Annotated in this window: 17 protein-coding genes; 15 read left to right on the forward strand and 2 right to left on the reverse strand. The window is 71.5% G+C overall.

Going from position 1 to position 20227, the window contains the following annotated elements:
• Positions 1 to 36: 36 nt before the first annotated feature.
• Positions 37 to 1233 (reverse strand): transglycosylase SLT domain-containing protein, encoded by a 1197-nt coding sequence (locus Q8W67_RS00720; protein ID WP_305539222.1) that lies wholly within the window; start codon positions 1231 to 1233, stop codon positions 37 to 39.
• 323 nt (positions 1234 to 1556) lie between these two features.
• Between Q8W67_RS00720 and Q8W67_RS00725 the strand changes: the two genes are divergently transcribed.
• From Q8W67_RS00725 to Q8W67_RS00775, 11 genes are all read left to right on the forward strand, one after another.
• On the forward strand, positions 1557 to 2747 hold the full coding sequence (locus Q8W67_RS00725) for an inositol-3-phosphate synthase (protein WP_305539224.1): 1191 nt from the start codon (positions 1557 to 1559) through the stop codon (positions 2745 to 2747).
• 146 nt (positions 2748 to 2893) lie between these two features.
• Positions 2894 to 3751 carry a hypothetical protein gene (locus tag Q8W67_RS00730; protein WP_305539650.1) on the forward strand — a complete coding sequence of 286 codons (858 nt, stop codon included), beginning with the start codon at positions 2894 to 2896 and terminating at the stop codon, positions 3749 to 3751.
• A gap of 44 nt (positions 3752 to 3795) precedes the next feature.
• Positions 3796 to 4977 (forward strand): bifunctional 2-polyprenyl-6-hydroxyphenol methylase/3-demethylubiquinol 3-O-methyltransferase UbiG, encoded by a 1182-nt coding sequence (locus Q8W67_RS00735; protein ID WP_305539226.1) that lies wholly within the window; start codon positions 3796 to 3798, stop codon positions 4975 to 4977.
• A complete protein-coding gene (locus Q8W67_RS00740; protein WP_305539653.1) occupies positions 4977 to 6032 on the forward strand; it encodes a Gfo/Idh/MocA family protein in 1056 nt (351 codons plus the stop codon). The genes Q8W67_RS00735 and Q8W67_RS00740 overlap by 1 nt, the downstream gene beginning before the upstream one ends.
• Positions 6029 to 7615 (forward strand): YcaO-like family protein, encoded by a 1587-nt coding sequence (locus tag Q8W67_RS00745; protein WP_305539228.1) that lies wholly within the window; start codon positions 6029 to 6031, stop codon positions 7613 to 7615. The genes Q8W67_RS00740 and Q8W67_RS00745 overlap by 4 nt, the downstream gene beginning before the upstream one ends.
• Positions 7612 to 8484 (forward strand): sugar phosphate isomerase/epimerase, encoded by an 873-nt coding sequence (locus Q8W67_RS00750; protein WP_305539230.1) that lies wholly within the window; start codon positions 7612 to 7614, stop codon positions 8482 to 8484. The genes Q8W67_RS00745 and Q8W67_RS00750 overlap by 4 nt, the downstream gene beginning before the upstream one ends.
• A 43-nt stretch (positions 8485 to 8527) precedes the next feature.
• Positions 8528 to 9766, forward strand: a complete 1239-nt coding sequence (locus tag Q8W67_RS00755; RefSeq protein ID WP_305539232.1) for a glycosyltransferase family 4 protein — start codon at positions 8528 to 8530, stop codon at positions 9764 to 9766.
• Between the two features lie 8 nt (positions 9767 to 9774).
• Positions 9775 to 10533 carry a PIG-L deacetylase family protein gene (locus tag Q8W67_RS00760; RefSeq protein ID WP_305539234.1) on the forward strand — a complete coding sequence of 253 codons (759 nt, stop codon included), beginning with the start codon at positions 9775 to 9777 and terminating at the stop codon, positions 10531 to 10533.
• Positions 10523 to 11152: a uracil-DNA glycosylase gene (locus Q8W67_RS00765; protein WP_305539236.1), complete on the forward strand. Its 630-nt coding sequence runs from the start codon at positions 10523 to 10525 to the stop codon at positions 11150 to 11152. Before Q8W67_RS00760 ends, Q8W67_RS00765 begins: the two co-directional genes overlap by 11 nt.
• 162 nt (positions 11153 to 11314) lie before the next feature.
• Complete coding sequence (locus Q8W67_RS00770) at positions 11315 to 12403, forward strand: lysylphosphatidylglycerol synthase domain-containing protein (protein ID WP_305539238.1); 1089 nt, start codon at positions 11315 to 11317, stop codon at positions 12401 to 12403.
• A gap of 19 nt (positions 12404 to 12422) precedes the next feature.
• Positions 12423 to 13679: an ATP-binding protein gene (locus Q8W67_RS00775; RefSeq protein ID WP_305539240.1), complete on the forward strand. Its 1257-nt coding sequence runs from the start codon at positions 12423 to 12425 to the stop codon at positions 13677 to 13679.
• Here the strand turns inward: Q8W67_RS00775 and Q8W67_RS00780 are convergent.
• Positions 13661 to 14272, reverse strand: a complete 612-nt coding sequence (locus Q8W67_RS00780; RefSeq protein ID WP_305539242.1) for a glutathione S-transferase family protein — start codon at positions 14270 to 14272, stop codon at positions 13661 to 13663. The genes Q8W67_RS00775 and Q8W67_RS00780 overlap by 19 nt on opposite strands.
• 373 nt (positions 14273 to 14645) lie before the next feature.
• On the opposite strand from Q8W67_RS00780, the gene Q8W67_RS00785 reads away from it, so the two are divergent.
• The 4 genes from Q8W67_RS00785 to chrA all read left to right on the forward strand — a co-directional run bounded on the left by Q8W67_RS00785 (position 14646) and on the right by chrA (position 20227).
• On the forward strand, positions 14646 to 17147 hold the full coding sequence (locus tag Q8W67_RS00785) for a heavy metal translocating P-type ATPase (protein ID WP_305539244.1): 2502 nt from the start codon (positions 14646 to 14648) through the stop codon (positions 17145 to 17147).
• On the forward strand, positions 17144 to 17635 hold the full coding sequence (gene cueR, locus Q8W67_RS00790; RefSeq protein ID WP_305539246.1) for a Cu(I)-responsive transcriptional regulator: 492 nt from the start codon (positions 17144 to 17146) through the stop codon (positions 17633 to 17635). Before Q8W67_RS00785 ends, cueR begins: the two co-directional genes overlap by 4 nt.
• Positions 17636 to 17699: 64 nt before the next feature.
• On the forward strand, positions 17700 to 18872 hold the full coding sequence (locus Q8W67_RS00795) for a M20 aminoacylase family protein (RefSeq protein ID WP_305539248.1): 1173 nt from the start codon (positions 17700 to 17702) through the stop codon (positions 18870 to 18872).
• Complete coding sequence (gene chrA / locus Q8W67_RS00800; RefSeq protein WP_370693788.1) at positions 18830 to 20227, forward strand: chromate efflux transporter; 1398 nt, start codon at positions 18830 to 18832, stop codon at positions 20225 to 20227. Before Q8W67_RS00795 ends, chrA begins: the two co-directional genes overlap by 43 nt.

A 20227-nucleotide genomic window follows, 5' to 3' on the forward strand; every position in this document is an offset into this window, starting at 1 on the left:
GGGCGCTTCGCCCGGCCCCGCGCCCGGCGGGCGGGATCAGACGCCGTCCCGCGGCAGCGCCTCCGTCACCTCGACGCGACGGTTGTCGGCAGTCCGGCCTGCCTCGTCGGACGCGGTCTCGGTCTGGCTCGGCGTCCTGTCGGGGGCGCCCGCCACAGCGGCGACGCCCTGGTAGCGGTTCAGGCGGCGGTCGATCATATCGTCGATCCGCCCGTGCAGCTCCGCCACCGTCAGGCTGCGGCGCTTGCCCCCGGCCTTCTCGGTGAACAGGCTGCGGTTGGCCCGGGCGGCGCTGCGGAATTCACGCCCGGCCACCTCGTCGGGCTTCTCGGAGGACAGCGACAGGAAGCGCCCGGCGCTGGCGGTGCCCAGGAAGTGGGCGAGGTAGAGCTCCGTGGTGGTGAGCGCCCGGCCAACCCGCGCCTCGATCCGCTCGCGGTCGCGCTTGACCAGCTCTGCCGCCATCAGTGCGGCGACCCGCGGATCGTTGCGCAGGCCGAGCACGCGGGCGCGCATGCCGCCGGCGACCGTGATCGCGGCGCCCCGGCCCTTCACGGCGGCGGCCTCCTCGCCGAGCCCGTATCGGGCGCCGTAGTCGCGGATCATCTCCAGCCAGGTGCGGGCGACGAACTGGAACAGGCCCTGTGCCGAGGAGGTCGCCGCCTTGGCGTCCGTATCGAAGCTCGACTCCTTGTCGGCCAGTGCCATCATATAGACCGGATCGACGCCGGCCTCGTCGGAGGCCTTCACGATCGTGTCGACCACCCGGCGCGGCACGCTGCGCTCGCCGAACCGGACCGCGTCCTCCCCCTGTTCCTGCGTCACCCGGGGCAGGGCCGCGAGGTCGTCCTGGATCAGCGCGGTGGTCGCCGGCTCCTGCTCCTCCACCGGAAGCCCGTCCCAGGCGGCCGATGCCGCGACCGGGATCGCCTCGGCCAGGATCCCGGCCGCGCGCGGGCTGGTGTCGACCCGGTCATGGGCCTGGGCGGTGGGCGCGAAATTGGCGGGCGCGAACGCCGCCTGCGGCAGGCCCAGCCCGGCGACGAGGCCGAAGGCCAGCGCTGCGAAGCGCCGGCGGATCCCGCCCCGGCGCGTGTGGCGAAGTGACCGGCGCCCGTTCTCGCGTCCGGCCCGCGGCAGCCACGCCACGGTTTCAGTGTCAAAATCGCTCGCGCTCGGCACGAGTCGGCTCACGTCGTCGGCGCAACGCGCCGGCTCCGGGATAACCCCCATCACTGGTCCTCTTCAGATTGTCCCTTGTATCGGCCCGGCGTCTGGCGGCCGGGTTCCTTGAAGCGGCGGCCCTATCGGCGCCGGCCGTGACCAGAATGGGACGGCCCCGTGATTCAAGCGTGGCACGGTCAAGGAAGGGTTAACCCTGCTTTTTAGGGTCGCCTTAACGCCGCGCTCCGTCCGCGCTCCGCCGTGCACCGGCGCAAAGTTGTCGCATTCGCCTTGGAACGACCGATGATTGGTCCAGTTAGGTAGGGCCCCGGGGGGTTCGACCTTTCACTCCCAAGACGCGACCTGCGTCCCCACAAGGACATCAGTTTCCGATGAGCATGCAGACCGGTCGCCGCGTCGGCGTCGCGTTCGTTGGCATGGGCGGCGCCGTCGCCACCACCGCCATCGCCGGCATCGAGATGATCAAATCCGGATCGAACCGCCTCGACGGACTGCCGCTCGCAGGCCTCTCCGTGGCGGGTATGGCCGATTATAAGGACCTCGTGTTCGGCGGCTGGGACCTCAACGGCGACGATCTCGCCTCGGCCGCAGCCGGGCACGGCGTGCTGTCGAAGGACGACATCGAGGACGGCGCCCGGGCGCTCAAGGGCATCACGCCCTGGCCCGCAGTCGGCAGCGCCAAGTTCTGTAAGAACATCGACGGCAGCAACCGCATCGTCGCGGCCGGCCACCGCGAGGCGGTCTCGATCATCGCGAGCGACCTCCGGCGCTTCCAGAAGGAGAGCAACCTCGATGAGGTCGTGGTGGTCAATCTCGCCTCTACGGAGCGTTGGCCCGACCTCTCCGATCCGACGCTGAATTCAGCCGCCGCCTTCGAGAAGGGGCTCGACTCCAGCGACGAGGCGATCTCCCCCGCGATGCTGTACGCCTACGCGGCGATCAAGAGCGGAATCCCCTACGCCAACTTCACTCCGAGCGTGGCTGCGGACGTCCCAGCCCTCCTTGACCTCGCCAAGGAGATGAACGTCCCGGTGGCCGGCAAGGACGGCAAGACCGGCCAGACCATGATGAAGACGGTGCTGGCCCCCGCCTTCAAGGCGCGCGCCCTCCACGTCGACGGCTGGTTCTCCACCAACATCCTGGGCAACCGCGACGGGCTTGCGCTGAACGACCCGAACTCGCTCCAGTCGAAGCTCAACACCAAGGGCACGGTGCTCGACTCAATCCTCGGTTATCCGGTCGAGGATCACCTCGTGCACATCCACTATTACCGCCCGCGCGGCGACGACAAGGAAGCCTGGGACAACATCGACGTCACCGGCTTCATGGGGCAGCGCATGCAGATCAAGGTGAACTTCCTCTGCAAGGACTCGATCCTGGCCGCGCCGCTCGTCATCGAGATTGCCCGCGTGCTCGACCTCGCCAACAAGCGCGGCGACGGCGGCGTGCAGGAGCAGCTCTCCACCTTCTTCAAGGCCCCGATGGTGAAGAACGGCCATGGGCCGGAGCACGCCTTCGGCAGGCAGGAGGCCATGCTGCTCGACTGGCTCGGCGTTCACTAGAGCGTCGTCCGGAAAGGGGTGCTGGTTTTCGGAAAGTGACGATGCCAAGCGAGAACCAAGCATCCCATCCCGGATCCGATCTCCGGGATGGAGAACGGCAGACCGGCGCCGCGGCGCCGGCGGCGCTGCGCGAGCTCCTGGTCGAGATGAACGATCTCAAGCGCGTCCGCTCGGCGGGCCGCGAGGGGTCCATTGCCGAGCGTCTGTTCGCGCAGGGCTGGGGCCTGTTGACGGGAGGGGCCGCGCCCGAGGACGTCGCCCTCGACATCACCGCCACGACGCTTGCGGCGACTCGCCTCTGCGACCTCGACGCGGCGTTCCTGGCGGCGGCGGGGCTTTCGGACGAGGCGGTGTCGGCCGTTCTGGCTGCGGGCTTCGACGCCGTGACCGGCGACCTCGACCCGGACCTCCGCAACCGCCTGCGCGACCGTCTTGCGCCGCGCCCGGCGGGCCGGGTCGGATCGCTGCCGTCCTTCGTCGGCGCGCTGGCGAAACAGCCGCGCGCCGGGGTGACCTGCCCGGGCCGTGCCCGGATCCTGCTGGAGCCGCCCGAGAACCACGCCGAGCATTGTCTGATCGTGGCGGTCTACGGCGTCTGCCTCAGCCCGTTCTATCGGGCCGATCCCGGTACCGTGTTCCTGGCCGCGATGGCGCATCACTTCCACAATGCGACGATGCCGGATGCCGGCTTCACCGGCGAGATGCTGCTCGGCGATCATCTCGGACCGATCATGGCGGTGACCACCGCCTGGGCGATGGACGAACTCGCCGGGTCCCTGCGGGGGCAGGTCGAGCGCGCTCGTGCGGTGCTTCCGGACGACGCCACCGCCGAGGGCCGCGCCTTCCACGCAGCCGATTGCATCGACCGGGTCCTGCAGATCGCGCAGCATCTGCGGGGGGCCTCGACCACGATGGCGGCGGTGCTCGACGAATGGGAGCTGGTCCATGCCGGCCCGGTGAAGGGATTTCACGACCGTGTCTTGCACGACATGCGTATCCCTTGATCGCCAGAGCCGGTCGCCCATCTGCCGGCGCGGTCCCGAGAGCCATGATTCCGTTCGAACTCAGATCGCCGTCCACCGGCAACCCGCTCAAGGCCGACGCGCCGCACGCCCTGCGCGACGCTGGCACCGGGGCGCGCTGGCCCGTCATCGACGGCATCCCGTATCTGAGGGTCGGCCGCGAGGCGCTGGTCGAGCGGGTGCTGGCCCATCTCGACGCGGGTGAGTCCGATGAGGCGCTGGGCGCCCTGCTGACCGACCAGGACGATTGGTGGAACGGCCCGGCTGCCGACCCGGCCGAAATCATCCAGCTCATCAAGGACCGTCGCGAGGCGACGCTCCGGGACGCCGTCCGGCTCCTGGGCTGGGGCCGGGTCGGCGATTATTTCCTGCACCGCTGGAGCGACCCCACCTTTCTGGCCGGTCTCACCCTTCTCGAGGCGCACTGGAACGAGCCGCGCTGCATCTTCGAGTTCGCCTGCGGCATCGGCCACTACCTGCGGGAACTGGAGCGCCGCGGCTGCAAGACCGCCGGGGCCGACGTGGTCTTCGCCAAGCTCTGGGTCGCCCGGCACTGGGTGGTGGGCGCGCGCGCGCAACTCGTCTGCTTCGATGCCGGCTCGCCGCACTGGCCGATCGCCGGCGCGCCGGTCGATCTCGTCGCCTGCAACGACGCCTTCTACTTCCTGGACGAGAAGGCGGCCTTGCTCGAAAACCTGCGCGAGAATGCCGGCGACGACGGCTGGCTGGCGCTCAGCCACATCCACAACCGCGATTGCCCGGGCTTCTCCGCCGGCCGGGCGGTCACCGCCGACGAGATCGCCGAACTGTTTCCCGACGCCCTCGTGTACGACGACGCGGAGCTGACCCGCGCCCTCGTGGAGGCCCGGGCCCCGATTCCCCAGGAGCCCGCCTCCCTGCGGTCCTGCGAGGCGTTCTCGGTGGTGGCCGGTCCCGGCATGCGCCCAGCCCCTCGCGCGGTGGTGGACGGCCTGACCTTGCCGAAGGCCGGGACCGTCGTGCGGCTCAACCCGCTCTACCAGCCCGAGGGCGACGGCTACGCGATCCGGTGGCCCTCGGATCGGTACCGGGAGGAATATGCCTCTCGGGCCACCTATCCGCTGCGGTCGCCCGGCCCGGACCAGATCACCTTCGATGGCAGCATCGACGGCCCGGAGACCCAGCGCGTCCGCACGCGCGAGTTCGTCGACCTGCCGGAGCGGTGGTGATGGACGCCGTCGGCTGGGGCATCGTCGGCTACGGCTGGGTCGCCCGGGATTACATGGCCCCGGGCATCCGGGCCGCCGGGCATCGGCTCGTGGCGGTCTGCGACCCCGATCCCGCGAGCCGCGCGGCGGCCGGGCGGGAAGGCGCGCGCGGACACGCCGACCTCGCCGGGCTCATCGCCGAGGACGCGGTCGAGGCGGTCTATGTGGCGACGCCGAACCACCTCCACCGGGCCGCCGTCGAGGCGCTGGCGGCCGCCGGCAAGGCGGTGCTGTGCGAGAAGCCCATGGCGGCGACGCTGGCCGACGCCGAGGCCATAGCCAGGGCCGTGGCGTCCAAAGAAATCTTCTACGGCACAGCCTTCGACCAGCGGCACCACCCGGCCCATCGGGCGATCCGCGCACAGGTGGCGGCCGGGCGGCTCGGCACGGTGACGGCCGTGCGGATCGTCTACGCCTGCTGGCTCGGGCGGGACTGGTCGGAAGCCGGCCAGCCGAACTGGCGGATCGATGCGTCCCAGGCTGGCGGCGGCGCGCTGATCGACCTCGCCCCCCACGGGCTCGACCTGATCGATTTTCTCCTCGGCCGACCGATCGCCGATATCGCCGCCCTGACCCAGACTCGCGTCCACGACTACCCGGTCGATGACGGCGCGCTGCTGATCGGCCGAACCGACGACGGCGTGCTGGCCAGCCTGCACGTCGCCTACAATTGCCCGGACGCGCTGCCCCGCCGCCGCCTGGAGGTGGTCGGCACCAAGGGGATGTTCGTGGCCGAGAACACGATGGGGCAGGTGGCCGGCGGCACGGTGACCTTCATTGATGGTTCTGGTGCCGAGGAGCCGGTTCCGTTCGATCTGGACGCCTCGCCCTTCACCGAGCAGGTTCGGGCCTTCGGGTCGGCGCTGCGTCGACCTGCCGAGCGGGCGGCCTACTCCGCCGAGCGTGATCTGCACACGATGCGGTTGGTGGTGGAAGCCTACGAGAGCGAACTCGGCGGTGGCGGACCCCTCAGCGCCCCTCGCGGAGCCGCATCCAGAATGGATTATTCCCCGTGACCCACGACCAGGACGACCGTGCCCGCCACGCCCGCATCAAGGCGCCGCGGCCCTATCATTTCGGCGCTAGGCGCGTGATCGAGGGTCTCCCGGAGACGCTGCCGGACCCGGTGCGGGCCTATCTCGACGTCCTGCCGGAGGGGCGCATCGTCGGCTTTCCGTTGGCGCCGCTGGACCGGACCGGCGTGCCGGTCTGGTTCGTGGCCCTGTTCCTTGACGACCCGTTCTTCGTCGGGGCGATGCCTTCGGGCATCGGCTACGGCGCCACCGACGAGGAGGCGCTGATCGGCGCCGTGGCGGAGATCGCCGAGAACCTGATGCCTTCGCTCGCGGTGCTGCCGCGGGCCAAGGAGCGGGCGAGTTACGCCGATCTCGTGCGCGTCTACGGCGTGAAATCCGTCGCCGACCCGCTCACCCTCTGCCTGCCCGCAGGCTCCCCGGTCGGCCGCGACACGGTGCTCGAATGGACCCCGGCCGTCCGGCACGCCACGGGCGAGGTCGTGCTGATGCCCCTCGACGTGGCTGCCACTGACTATTTCGAACTGTCGGAGGGGTACAGGCCCTTCACCAACCTGATCACCAACGGCCTCGGCGCCGGGCCGGACGTGCCCTTCGCCCTCGGCCATGGCGTGCTCGAACTCCTCCAGCGGGACGGCAACGGACTGCTGTTCCGGGCGCTCGACCAGGGGGTGATGCTCGACCTCGACGGGATCGGCCCGGAGAACGCCGCGATGCTGGCCCGGCTCAATGAGCTCGGGATCCGCGCGCTGCCGAAATTCGCCACCGACCAGTTCGGCCTGACCAACCTCTACGTCGTCGGCTACGACGCGGATCCCGCGCGGGCGCCCGCGCCCATCGCGCTCTCGGCCTGCGGCGAGGCCTGCGATCCGGACCGGGAGCGGGCCCTGCGCAAGGCGTTGCTCGAATTCCAGGCGGCGCGGGTGCGCAAGGCCTTCGGGCACGGACCCCTCGACCTCGCCGCCACGGTGACCCCGCCGGGCTACGTCGACGCCTTCATCCAGAAGGCCCTGCCCAGCCTCGACCTGGAGGAGAGCCGCGCCTTGCAGGCGATGCTGGCATGGATCGAGATGCCGGCTGGCGACCTGCGGAGCGTGCTCGCCGACACCGTCTATTCGGAGCGGAGCACCAAGCGCTTCGCGGAGCTGCCCTCCACGGAGGCCGCCGACGGGCATGCCCGCGGCAGGATCGCCTGTGACCGGCTCCTGGAGGCCGGGTTCGACGTGCTCTACGTCGATTGCGCGCCGCCCGGCGGCAGCGTCGGCATCGTGAAGGCGATCGTGCCGGGGCTCGAGGTCGAGACCATGAGCTACTACCGGATCGGCGAGCGCAACGCCCGCAAGCTCCTGGACCGCGACCATCCGCTGATCACGTTCGGGACCGAGAGCGAGACCCTGCGGCCGGTCCGCCTCACCCCGGAGGCCCTGGAGCGGTTCGGCGGCCAGCCGCTGTTCGACATTGCCCTGGCCGAGCGCATCGTCGGAAGGCACTATCCGCTCTACCGCGAGCCGGAATCGCATCACGCGCCGTTCCGGCTCGCGCAGAGACAGGGGAGGGCGGCATGACGCTCCGCTTCGCCTACAACACCAACGGCGCTGCCAACCACCGCCTCGACGACGCGATCCATCTGATCAAGGCTGCGGGCTACGACGGTGTGGCGCTGACCCTCGACATCCACCACCTCGATCCGTTCGCCGAGACCTGGGTGGCCGAGGCCGGCCGTGTGGCGAGCCTCCTGGAGAAGCTCGAACTCGCCTGCGTCATCGAGACCGGCGCCCGCTTCCTGCTCGATCCCAACGCCAAGCACGAGCCGACGCTGGTCACGGCCGACGCCGCTGGCCGTGCCCGGCGGGTCGGCTTCCTCAAGCGCGCAGTCGAGATCGGCGCGATGCTCTCCGCCGAGGCGGTCTCGTTCTGGGCCGGCGTGCCCAAGCCCGGAGTCGACCCCTCGGAGGCCGGCCGCTGGCTGACCGACGGGCTGCACGAGGTGTCGGCCTTCGCCACGGAAGCAGGAGTCGTGCCCTGCCTGGAGCCCGAGCCCGGCATGCTGATCGAGACGCTGGACGATTTCGCCGCCCTGGACGTGCCGGGCCTGAAGCTCGCCCTCGACACCGGGCACTGCCTCGTCACCGGCGAGCGCGATCCGGCGGCGGCCGTGCGGGAGTTCTCCGACCGGATCGGCACCGTGGCGATCGAGGACATGAAGCGCGGCAGCCACATCCATCTCCCGTTCGGCGAGGGCGACATGGACGTGCCCGGCGTTCTCGGGGCGCTGGAGGCGGTCGGCTTCGGCAAGCTGGTCTGCGTCGAGCTGTCCCGGGAGAGCCACCGGGCCGACGTGATGATCCCCCAGGCGCTGGATTACCTGCGCGACTGCCGGCGCCCGGGCCCGGAACTCGCGGGCGAACAGGAGACGCGGCGGCAATGGCGGTGAGGCGCGGATCCCGACCCCTTTTCACCCGAGGCCGCGCGCATTCATGAGGGTCCTGTTCCTCAGTCGCCGCTACTTCCCGGCCATATCGGGCATGAGCGTCTACGCGCAGAACCTGCTGCGCGAACTGGTCGGTGCCGGCCACGACGTGACGATGATCTCGCAGTACCGCGGTGACGCCTTCGGGACCCGGGTCTATGGCGGCGGTCCGCCGCCGCCCGTGCCGGGCGTGCGTGTGATCGGCCTGGAGCAGCTCGGCGAGCAGACCTCGGGCGATTTCGAGCGCGACATCGACACGATGGTCGAGGCCATCTGCCGGGAGCACGCGGCCAAGCCCTTCGAGGTACTGCACGCGCAGTACGGCTATCCCACCGGCTGGGCCGTGCTGCTCGCCGCACGCCGGCTCGGGGTGCCGAGCGTGGTCTCGATTCAGGGGGGCGACGGCCACTGGGTCGGCTCCTGCTGCGAGACCCACCGGGTCGCCATGTGCGAGGTCTTGGCCCACGCCAATGCGCTGCTGATCGGTGGCGCGTCCTTCGTGGACGAGGTCTGCGGGCGCCTCGGCGCGGACCCTGCGCGCTTCACCATCGTGCCCGGCGCGGTCGATACCGACCGCTTCGCCCAAGGGACGCCCGAGGGGCTGCCGGCTGCCCATGCGGGGCCGGTACGGCTGCTCTATCACGGCCGGGTCGACCGCCGGAAAGGCGTGCTCGACTTCATCGCCGCCCTGGCCATCCTGCGCGAGCAGGGCACCCCGTTCGCCGCCACGATCTCGGGGATCGGGCCCGACGTGGAGCCTGCCCAGGCGCTCGCCGCGGAGCTGGCCTTCGCCCCGCGCGAGATCGCCTTCACGGGCTATGCCGAGTACGGCCACGTGCCGGACCTCTACCGCCACGCCGACGTGTTCGTCTCGCCGACCTACGCGGAGGGGTTCTCCAACACGATCCTCGAGGCGATGGCGGCCGGGCTCGCGGTGGTCTCGTGCCACGCGGTCGGCGTGTCGGATTGCCTGCGCGACGGGGAGAACGGGCTGCTGGTCGATCCGGGCGACGTGCCGGCGCTCGCCGGCGCGCTCACCCGCGTCGTCACGGACGCGGGCCTGCGCGGCCGTCTGGCGGCGGCGGGCCTGGAGGAGTGCCGGCGGGTCTATTCCTGGAGCGCTGTCGGTCGTCAGATCATGGAGGTCTACGCGCGCGTCCGCCACGAGCGGCCGGCCACCGGGTTCTCGCCGGACCTGCCGTACGATCCCGCCTGCCGCTTCCGCGCAGAGCCCCATCTGCTCTGACGCGGCCCATGCCCAACGCCCTCGCCCTCTCGCCCCATCTCGACGATGCGGCGTTCTCCTGCGGCGGCCTCCTCGCGAGCCTGGCGCGGGACGGCTGGCACGTGGCGATGGCGACTGTGTTCACCGGCAGCGTCGCCGATCCGCGGGGATTCGCGCTCGCCTGTCAGCTCGACAAGGGGCTGCCGGCCGAGATCGACTACATGGCCTTGCGCCGGGCCGAGGATGTCCGCGCCGCCGCCGAACTCGGGATCGCGCCGCCCCTGCACCTGCCGTTCCGTGAGGCGCCGCACCGGGGCTACGGCTCGGCGCCCGAGCTTTTCTCTGAAGTCCGCACGGATGACGGCATCGCGGCCGAGCTGGCGCCGGCCCTCGCGCGTTTGATCGCCGCGGAGAGCCCGGATGTCATCCTCGCCCCTCAGGCGGTGGGCGGCCATGTCGATCACGTGCAGGCGGTCCGCGCCCTGCGCAGTCTCGACGGGCTGCCCCCGATCCTGTGGTGGCGCGACTTTCCCTACACGGTGCGCGAGGCCGCGCCCCGGGAACCGCTGGCCGACCTGTTCGCCGCGCTGCCGGTGCAGCGAATGGTGCTCGGCGGCGAGGCTCGGGCGCGCAAGCGCGCGGCTTGCGCGGCCTATGCCAGCCAGATCGGCTTCCAGTTCGGCGGCGTGGCGGGCCTCGACGCGCGCTTGGCCCGGGAGGAGGGAGTCGAGCGCTTCCGCGTCTCCGGGCCGCTCGACGCGGCGATCAGCGGCCTCGATGCCGGCTGAGCCACGGGCGCCGAAATCCCTCGGCGACCCGGCCGCCCTCGCGGCCCGCCGCGCCCAGATCGGCGCGCCGCACATCGCGGCGCTCCGTGCGCTCGCCGAGCGAATCGCCGCGGAGCGGGGCGCGCCGGTGCCCGTACCGGATCCCCTCGACGGCGGTATCGAGGCGCGGATGCTGCTGCTTCTGGAGACGCCGGGGCCGGCAGTGCTGCGCACCGGCTTCGTCACCCGCGACAGCGCGAACGGCACCGCCTCCAACCTGTTCCGCTTTCTCAGCCAGGCCGGCATCGCCCGGTCCGACACGCTGATCTGGAACGCGGTGCCCTGGTTGATCCACGCCGAGGGCGCCCCGAACCGGGCGCCCCGGCGGGCGGAGGTCGCGGCCGCCGCGCCGTATCTGGCGCTGCTTCTCGACCTGCTGCCGCGCTTCACGGTCGCGGTGCTCGCCGGCCGCTTCGCCGGCGGGGCGGCGCCGGCGATCGAGGCCCTGCGCCCCAACCTGCCGCTGATCGCGATCCCGCACCCGAGCCCGACCTATGTCTGCACGTCGCCGGACGTGGCCGCCCGGATCTGCCGGGGTCTGGCGGAGGCGGCGGCGATCCTGCGGAAGCCGCGACCATGAGGAAAGCGCCCGTACCTCGTCCCCGCTTCCCGACCCGCCTTCCCTGGCCTTGAGCGCCCGTTCGGCCTACATGCGGGGCAACGGGCCGCGGTCCGGGATCATCCGGCATGGGCGCAGGCCTTCGGCCGGGCCGCGCAGCCGGAAGGGCGGACGCCGAACGGCATGAACTTTCAGGGACAGCACCGGAGGCCGGCGGAACCGGTCGAACCGGTCCAGCACGACGCCGCCGTGGGCACCTCGCGGAAGAGTTGGCGCGGCCGCTATGCCTGGATCGGCACGGCCGCCAGCATCGTGCTGTTCGCGGTCTCGCTCGGCGTGCTGTGGAAGCTCATCCAGAGCGTGAGCTGGGCGGAGGTGCGCGCGGCGATCGCTGCGGCCACGGCCGAGCAGCTCGGCCTCGCGTTCCTGTTCGTCGGCATCAGCTACCTCTTCCTCACAGGCTACGATGCGCTGGCCCTGCGCCAGCTTCGGATCAAGGTGCCCTACCGCATCACCGCGCTCGCCTCGTTCACGAGCTATGCGGTGAGCTTCACCCTCGGCTTCCCGCTGCTGACCGCCGGCACGATCCGATACTGGATCTACGCCCGGCAGGGCCTCTCCGCGGCCAAGATCGCCGCGCTCACCGTCATCGCCGGCTTCACCTTCTGGCTCGGCATGGGCGTGGTGCTGGGCCTCAGCCTGATCATCGAGGCGGGTCAGCTCGCCGGGCTCGCCTTCACGTCGATCCGGATCAACCAGGGCATCGGCCTCGCGGCACTCGGACTTGTCCTGGGCTATCTCGCCTGGGTCTCGGCCAAGAAGCGCAGCATCACCGTCAAGCACTGGCGCCTGGAACTGCCCGGCGCTTCGGTCTCGATCGGCCAGATGATCGTCGGGATCGGGGACGTCTGCGCCGCCGCCGCCGTGCTCTACGTCCTGCTGCCGCAGGAGCTGACGCTGGGCTTCACGACCTTCCTGGCGATCTACGTGCTGGCCGCCATGCTGGGCATCGCGTCGAACGCTCCCGGCGGGATCGGGGTGTTCGAGGCCACCGTGCTCCTCGCCCTGTCGAGCCTACCGCGCAACGAGGTCCTGACTTCGCTGCTCCTGTTCCGGGGCTGCTACTACGTGGTGCCGTTCGTGGTCGCCCTGGCGATGCTCGGCCTCTACGAGATCGTGAAGCGCGCCGGCGGGACGCGGGACCCGGGACCTCCGGAGGGCACGGCCGGTCCGTCCGGGCGGTCGTGGTCCGATGATTCCGGATCCCGGTAATCCGTTCGGCACCCCTGCCATGCTCGAGCGCCCGCGCAGTTCCCCGGCCTGGACGGGCGCGGCGATCGCCGCCGGTCTGCTGGGAATCGCCGTTGCGCTCGCCGGACGCCTCGACCTTCCGCTGATCCTCGCGGGCCTCGGCTCGGTCTGCCTCGGCGGCTGGCTCGGCGGGCGCGGGCAGGCAGCCCCGCCGCCGCGGCCGGCGACGACGGCCCAGCGCCACGCGGTCGCCGAGGCGCTGCTGGCCCATGTTCCCGATCCGGTGATCCTGGTGGACCGGCGCACGCTGGTGGTGGAGGCCAACCCGGCCGCCCGCGCCCTCCTGCCGGCCCTGCACCATGCCCGGCCCCTGTCCTTCGCGCTCCGCAGCCCGGAGGTCCTCGACGGCGTCGAGGCCGTCCTGAGTTCCGGCATGCCCCGCCGCGTCGCCCTCGCGACGCGGGTGCCGCTGGAGCGGACCTTCGAGGTGCAGATCGGCGCCCTGCCGATGCCCGACGGATCGGGGGTCAGCGCGGTGCTCTTCCTGCGCGATCTCACTTCGGCCCGGCGCCTCGAGGCGATGCGGGTCGACTTCGTGGCCAATGCGAGCCACGAGCTGCGCACGCCGCTCGCCACTCTGATCGGCTTCATCGAGACCCTGCAGGGTCCGGCCCGCGAGGATGGGCAGGCCCGCGAGCGCTTCCTGGAGATCATGCGCGTCCAGGCCCAGCGGATGACGCGGCTGATCGACGACCTGCTGTCGCTCTCGCGGATCGAGCTGCGGGAACACGTGGCGCCGACCGCCGTGGTCGATCTCGCAGCGCTCGCGCGCCAGATGGTCGACGCGCAGGGGCCCCCCGCCAAGGCAAGGGGCGCCACAGTGCAGTTCGAGCATGCGGATGGGTCATACCCCGTGGCCGGGGATGCCGACGAGCTGGCCCGCGTGATCGAGAACCTGATCGAGAATGCCGTGAAATACGGCGGCGGTCATGTCGGTGTCGGCCTGGTCCGGGAGGACGACCCGCGGCTCGGTCGCCGGATCGTGCTGTCCGTGGCCGATGACGGACCGGGCATTCCGCCCGAACACATCCCGCGCCTGACCGAGCGCTTCTACCGGGTCGACGTCGCCTCGAGCCGCGCCCGCGGCGGCACCGGACTCGGCCTCGCCATCGTCAAGCACAGCCTCAACCGGCACCGCGGCCGTCTCGCCATCGAGAGCACGGTCGGCCGGGGGACGACCGTGCGGGTCAGTCTTCCGGAATACGGGCCTGCCGCCGATCAGGGCGGTCCGGCATAGGGGCCGATCCCGAGCCCGGTCTCAACCCGGGCGATCCAGGCGCGGATGGCCGGATAGGCGGCCACGTCGAAGCCGCCCTCATGGGCCATGCGGGTGTAGGCCACCAGCGCCACGTCGGCCAGCGTCAGCGCGTCACCGGTCAGGAATGCGGAGCGTTCGAGCGTCGCCTGCATCAGCCGAAGCGCGTCCACTCCGCGCTCGGCGAGCCTGGGATCGAGATCCTCCGGCGGCCGCTTGAGGTAATGGAGCTGGTAGCGGCGCACCGCGATGTAGGGCTCGTGGCTGTACTGCTCCCAGAACATCCATTGCAGCATGCGGGCGCGCCCGAACGGCGTCTCCGGGATGAGCGCCGAGCCTTCCGCCAGGTAGACGATGATGGCATTGGACTCCGACAGGGTCGTGCCATCCGGAAGGACGACGAACGGAACCCGGCCGGCCGGGTTCAGCGCCAGGAGCGCCGGGGTCCGCGTCCCACCGGCCGGGACGTCCACGTCGCGCCAGACCGAGGGGATGCCGAGATGGTCGGCCACCCATTTTACCTTCAGGCAGTTCCCGGAACCCGGATCGCCGTAAATCGTCAGCGGCGCGGTCATCCGCTCCCTCGTCTGCCTAGGGCAGGGCAACTCTGTCGGCCGGCTCGCGATTCGACAATGGCGGAGGCCCGGCCTCTGACGTCCGCCGCGTCAACCCCGGGGCCGTGGAGCGGAGCCCGGAATCCTAACCGATGACAGATCAACAGCTGGCTTGGGGCCTCTGACGAAATCCCGCTTCGCCCTCACCCTCGGAGAGAGAACTCCCGGTGATCCTGAGTTTTGTGAGAGGCTCCTAATCGGCGGATCTGGATTTCGGGCCCGCTACGCGGGCCCGGAACGACGCCGCTGCGCGTTGTAACGCAACGAGACGTCGCATTCGCGCAAATCCAGAGCCCTTGACCTTACCATGATGGGAAGCCCCATCTGGATAGGCATGGATGCTTCGATCGGAACCGCCCCCATGCCGGAAGCCGCCCCCCTCAGTTTTCCCGTCGACGGGATGTCCTGCGCGAGCTGCGTCGGCCGGGTCGAGCGCGCCCTCAAGGCGCTGCCCGGCGCCCGCGACGTCGCGGTGAACCTCGCCACCAACCGCGCGAGCCTCGTCCTCGATGCTGGCGCGAGCCCGGAGGACGTCGCGGTGGCGCTGGCGGAAGCCGGCTACCCGGTCCCGGAGACGCAGAGCCTGCTCGCCATCGAGGGGATGTCCTGCGCCTCCTGCGTCGGCCGCGTCGAGACGGCGCTCGCCGCTGTCCCGGGCGTGAGCGGTGCCAGCGTGAACTTCGCCACCGGGCGCGCTGCGATCCGCCATCCCGAGGGGCTCGTCGCGATCCCCGCCCTCGTCGCAGCTGTTGAGTCGGCGGGCTACGAGGTCCGGCCGCTCGACGATGCGGGGGTGGTCGATCCTCGCGCGCGTCAGGAGGCCGAGGGCCGCGCCCTGCGCCGCGACCTGACCGCGGCCGCGCTGCTCTCCGCCCCCGTGGTGTTCCTCGACATGGGCGGCCACGTCCTGCCCGGCCTGCATGGCGGTGCGCTGACGGGTCTGGTCCAGGCTATCCTGGCGACCCTCGTCCTCGCTTGGCCCGGCCGGCGCTTCTTCCTGCGGGGCGTGCCGGGCCTGCTGCGTGGACATCCGGACATGAACGCCCTCGTCGCCCTCGGGGCCGGGGCCGCCTACCTCTACTCCCTGGTCTCTGTCTCGGCGCCCGGCCTTCTGCCTGCCGGCGCGGCGCATCTCTATTTCGAAGCGAGCGTGCTCATCGTCACGTTGATCCTCCTCGGGCGCACCCTCGAGGCCCGGGCCAAGGGCCGGACAGGACAGGCCATCGCCCGGCTCATGGATCTCGCGCCCAGGACCGCCCGGGTGGTCCGCGACGGCGTCGAGGCCGAGGTGCCGCTCGGCGCGCTCCGCGTCGGCGACCTGGTCCGGGTACGACCGGGGGAGCGGGTGGCCTCGGACGGACTCGTCGTCTCCGGCTTGAGCCACGTCGACGAGAGCATGGTCACCGGCGAGGCGGTACCGGTGCGCAAGGGGCCGGGCGACCGGATGGTCGGCGGAACCCTCAACGGCCGCGGCAGCCTCGACCTGCGGGTCGATGCGGTCGGGAGCGCCACGGTCCTCGCGCAGATCGCCGCCATGGTGGAGCGGGCCCAGGGCGGCAAGCTGCCGATCCAGGCGCTGGTCGACCGCGTCACCGGACGCTTCGTGCCGGCGGTGATCGGGATCGCCCTGGCGACCTTCCTGGCCTGGCTGATCCTGGCTCCGGCTCCCGCTCTGGGGCCGGCGCTCGTCAACGCGGTGGCGGTGCTGATCATCGCTTGCCCCTGCGCCATGGGTCTCGCCACGCCCACCGCCATCATGGTCGGCACCGGCCGCGCGGCCACGCGCGGCATCCTGTTCCGCGACGGCGCGGCGCTGCAGCGCCTGCGCGACGTGCGGGTTGTCGCTCTCGACAAGACCGGGACGCTCACCGAGGGCCGCCCGCGCGTCACGGATTTCGTCGCGGGCACGGGCGTTGCGGAGGACGAGGCGCTCGCGCTCGCCGCCGGCCTGGAGAGCCGCTCCGAGCACCCGCTGGCCGGCGCCGTCGTGGAGGCCGCGCGCGCACGGGGCCTCGCATGGTCGGATCCGGAGAGCTTCGAGGCGGTCGAGGGCTTCGGCGTCTCCGGGCGCGTCGCGGGTCGCAGCGTTGCGCTCGGTGCGCCACGCTACCTGGACAGGCTCGGCATCCCGCGAGACCCGGTTCTCGCCGCCCGCGCCGAGGAGCTGGCCGGCACGCGCAAGAGCCCCGTCCATCTCGCCCTGGACGGTCGCCACGCGGCCGTGTTGGCGGTGGCCGATCCGGTTAAGGCCGGCGCCCGCGAGGCTGTGGCGGCCCTGAAGGCGAGCGGCCTCGTCGTGGCGATGGTGACGGGCGACGATCCCCGCACGGCGGCGGGCGTCGCGAAGGGCCTCGGCATCGACGAGGTCGCTGCCGGGATCCTGCCCGGCGGGAAGGTCGAGGCGGTCCAACGATTCCGGGCGGCGCACGGACCCGTGGCCTTCGTGGGCGACGGCATCAATGACGCGCCCGCGCTGGCCGAGGCCGATGTCGGGCTGGCCATCGGCACCGGCACCGATATCGCTGTGGACAGCGCCGACGTGGTCCTGATGTCGGGGGCGCCGGACGCGCTGGTCGAGGCGCTGGTTCTCTCCCGGGCCGTGATGGCCAATATCCGCCAGAACCTGTTCTGGGCCTTCGCCTACAATGCGGCGTTGATCCCGGTGGCCGCCGGGGTGCTGGTGCCGTTCGGCGGGCCGGCCCTGTCGCCGGTGCTGGCCGCCGGTGCCATGGCGGTCTCGAGCGTCTTCGTTCTGGGCAACGCCTTGCGGTTGCGCCGGGCGGGCGGCCGGGCCGCACCCGTCGACGGGACCTTCCTGGCGCCGAGGGCCGCATGAGCGCGGAGACGGTCACGATCGGCGAGGCGGCGCGGCGCACCGGCGTCTCGGCCAAGATGATCCGCTGGTACGAGGCCACCGGCCTGCTGCCGCCGGCCGCCCGCTCCGAAGCCGGCTACCGCCACTATGATGAGGCTGACCTGCACACCCTGCGCTTCGTCCGCCGCGCCCGCGACCTCGGCTTCAGCGTCGAGGCCATCGCGGGCCTGCTGGCGCTCTGGCGCGACCGCGCCCGGCCGAGCGCCGGCGTGAAGGCGATCGCCCAGGAGCAGATCGTGGATCTCCGGCGTCGCATCGCCGAGATGGAGGACATGGCCCGGACCCTGGAGCGCCTCGCCGAGAGCTGCTGCGGCGACGACCGGCCCGAATGCCCGATCCTGGACGATCTCGCCGCGAAGGACAGAGCGCCCGCGCCGCCGCGGCGATCCCCGGCATCGGCGGCGCTGGCGACCCACGCGGCGCATCAGCGCGACAAGCGCGGCCGTTGACGGCGCGTCTGGCCCCGGCTTTGCTGTCCCTGCCGAGACCTGAAGGCCACGAAAGCCCGGACCCATGCCCGTCCTCGAACGGATCCGCGACTTCGCCGACACGATGACTGCGTGGCGGCACGACCTACACGCTCATCCGGAGCTGCTCTACGATGTGGAACGGACGGCGGCCTTCGTCGCCGACCGACTCAGGGAGTTCGGTTGCGACGCGGTGGTGACCGGCATCGGCCGCACGGGCGTCGTGGGCGTGATCCGCGGCAACGGCACGTCGTCCAACCGTGCCATCGGCCTGCGCGCCGACATGGACGCACTGCCGATCCAAGAGGTGCGCGACCTGCCCTACCGCTCCACCGTTGCGGGCAAGATGCACGCCTGCGGCCACGACGGGCACACGACCATGCTGCTCGGGGCCGCCCGATACCTCGCCGAGACCCGGGACTTCGACGGCGCCGCAGTACTGATCTTCCAGCCCGCGGAGGAGGGCGGGGGCGGCGGCGAAGCGATGGTCGAGGACGGCCTGATGGAGCGGTTCGGGATCGAATCGGTCTACGGGATGCACAACATCCCCGGCATGGCGGTCGGGACCTTCGCGATCCGGCCGGGCCCGATCATGGCCTCCACCGATCGCTTCACCCTCACCATCGAGGGCCGGGGCGGCCACGCCGCGCTGCCGCAGAACGCGGTCGACAGCGTGCTGGTGGCCAGCCACGTGATCATCGCCCTGCAGAGCATCGTGTCGCGCAACCTCGATCCACTGAAATCGGCCGTGGTCTCGGTCTGCACCCTCGAGGCCGGCGAGGCGTTCAACGTGCTGCCGCAGCGCGTGACCATGCGCGGCACCATGCGCACGCTCTCTCAGGATATGCGCACGCTGATCAAGACGCGCATCGCGACCCTCGTCGGGGAGATCGCCGGCGGCTTCGGCGCTAGCGGTGTGGTCGAGTTTGGCTCCAGCTACCCTGTCACCGAGAATCACCCCGCCGAGACGGATTTCATGGCCGACGTGGCCGAGGCGCTGGTCGGCGCGGAGAATGTCGATCGGACTGTGCCGCCGATGATGACCGCGGAGGATTTCTCCTACATGCTCGACCGCCGCCCCGGCGCCTACATGTTCATCGGCAACGGCGACAGTGCCTCGCTCCACCACCCGCATTACGACTTCAATGACGCCGCTGCGCCATATGGGGCCTCGCTGTGGGCGCGTCTGATCGAGACGGCGCTGCCGCTGGGGGCTTGAGCGCGGACGGCTCGGGCCCCTGCCCGACCCTCGCCCAGGCCGTACCGGTCTGGTTGCGCGTGGCGGCCCTGTCGTTCGGAGGTCCGGCCGGCCAGATCGCCGTGATGCACCGCATCCTGGTGGACGAGCAGCGCTGGATCTCGGAGCGGCGCTTCCTGCACGGGCTCGGCTTCTGCACGCTGCTGCCCGGGCCGGAGGCGCAGCAGCTTGCGACCTATATCGGCTGGCTGATGCACGGTCCCGCGGGGGGCCTCGTTGCGGGCGGGCTGTTCGTGCTGCCGGGGCTTCTCGCTCTCATGGCCCTGAGCTGGCTCTACGTTCTGTACGGCACCATCGATGTGGTCGCCGGCCTGTTCTTCGGCCTCAAGGCGGCGGTGCTCGCCATCGTGCTGCAGGCGCTCTGGCGTCTCGGAGGCCGGGCCCTGCGCAACCGGACGGACCGGATCATCGCGGCGGTCGCCTTCGTGGCGATCTTCGCGCTCGCGGTGCCGTTCCCCCTGGTCGTCGTCACCGCGGGTGTGCTGGGCTTCGCCCGCCGGCAGGGATCGGCACCCGCCGCGACCTCCGCGGAGTCGGAAGCGGGCGACGAGGCCGGCTTCCTCATCGGCGAGGCGACGCTGGCTCGGGAGCGCGCCGGCGCCGCGGATTCGCTGCGCGCGGCCGCCCTCTGGCTGGCGATCTGGCTCCTGCCGGTGGCCGCGGTGCTGGCGCTGCCTGGGCCGCCTCCGGTCTTCGGGCAGGTGGCGTTGTTCTTCTCGAAGATGGCGGTCGTAACATTCGGGGGCGCCTACGCGGCGCTCGCCTACGTGGCGCAGCAGGCGGTCGAGCATTACGGCTGGCTGCGGCCGGGGGAAATGCTCGACGGCCTCGGCCTCGCCGAGACGACCCCCGGGCCGCTGATCATGGTGCTCCAGTTCGTGGGCTTCCTGGCCGGCTACCGGGCGCCCGGGACCCTGCCGCCCCTGCTCGCGGGAACGCTCGCCGGGCTGCTCGCCACCTGGGTCACCTTCGCGCCCTGCTTCCTCTGGATCTTCGCAGGCGCGCCGCTGATCGGGCGCCTGCGCGGCAGCCGCCGGCTGGCGGGCGCGCTGTCGGCGATCACCGCCGCCGTGGCCGGGGTGATCCTGAACCTCGCAGTCTGGTTCGGCCTGCGGACGCTGTTCGCGCAGGTCGAAACGGTACCGCTCGGGCCGCTGCACCTCGACCTGCCGGTGCCCGCCAGCCTCGACATCGCCGCCCTGGCGCTGACGCTGCTGGCGATCCTGGCGGTCTTCCGGCTCGGCCTTGGAGTGCTTCCGACCCTCGCGCTCAGTGCGGGGGCGGGGATGCTGCTGCGGTTGGGCGGGCTCGCCTGA

The sequence above is a fragment of the Methylobacterium sp. NEAU K genome (assembly GCF_030700285.1).
Classification (GTDB): domain Bacteria; phylum Pseudomonadota; class Alphaproteobacteria; order Rhizobiales; family Beijerinckiaceae; genus Methylobacterium.

Bases quoted from the DNA above. Each gene is read 5' to 3' on its own strand.
- Q8W67_RS00735 (WP_305539226.1), top strand. From the start codon at position 3,796: ATGATTCCGTTCGAACTCAGATCGCCGTCCACCGGCAACCCGCTCAAG.
- Q8W67_RS00750 (WP_305539230.1), top strand. From the start codon at position 7,612: ATGACGCTCCGCTTCGCCTACAACACCAACGGCGCTGCCAACCACCGC.
- Q8W67_RS00730 (WP_305539650.1), top strand. From the start codon at position 2,894: ATGAACGATCTCAAGCGCGTCCGCTCGGCGGGCCGCGAGGGGTCCATT.
- Q8W67_RS00755 (WP_305539232.1), top strand. From the start codon at position 8,528: ATGAGGGTCCTGTTCCTCAGTCGCCGCTACTTCCCGGCCATATCGGGC.
- Q8W67_RS00775 (WP_305539240.1), top strand. From the start codon at position 12,423: ATGCTCGAGCGCCCGCGCAGTTCCCCGGCCTGGACGGGCGCGGCGATC.
- Q8W67_RS00765 (WP_305539236.1), top strand. From the start codon at position 10,523: ATGCCGGCTGAGCCACGGGCGCCGAAATCCCTCGGCGACCCGGCCGCC.
- Q8W67_RS00740 (WP_305539653.1), top strand. From the start codon at position 4,977: ATGGACGCCGTCGGCTGGGGCATCGTCGGCTACGGCTGGGTCGCCCGG.
- Q8W67_RS00795 (WP_305539248.1), top strand. From the start codon at position 17,700: ATGCCCGTCCTCGAACGGATCCGCGACTTCGCCGACACGATGACTGCG.
- cueR (WP_305539246.1), top strand. From the start codon at position 17,144: ATGAGCGCGGAGACGGTCACGATCGGCGAGGCGGCGCGGCGCACCGGC.
- Q8W67_RS00725 (WP_305539224.1), top strand. From the start codon at position 1,557: ATGAGCATGCAGACCGGTCGCCGCGTCGGCGTCGCGTTCGTTGGCATG.
- Q8W67_RS00770 (WP_305539238.1), top strand. From the start codon at position 11,315: ATGAACTTTCAGGGACAGCACCGGAGGCCGGCGGAACCGGTCGAACCG.
- Q8W67_RS00760 (WP_305539234.1), top strand. From the start codon at position 9,775: ATGCCCAACGCCCTCGCCCTCTCGCCCCATCTCGACGATGCGGCGTTC.
- Q8W67_RS00720 (WP_305539222.1), bottom strand. From the start codon at position 1,233: ATGGGGGTTATCCCGGAGCCGGCGCGTTGCGCCGACGACGTGAGCCGA.
- Q8W67_RS00785 (WP_305539244.1), top strand. From the start codon at position 14,646: ATGGATGCTTCGATCGGAACCGCCCCCATGCCGGAAGCCGCCCCCCTC.
- Q8W67_RS00780 (WP_305539242.1), bottom strand. From the start codon at position 14,272: ATGACCGCGCCGCTGACGATTTACGGCGATCCGGGTTCCGGGAACTGC.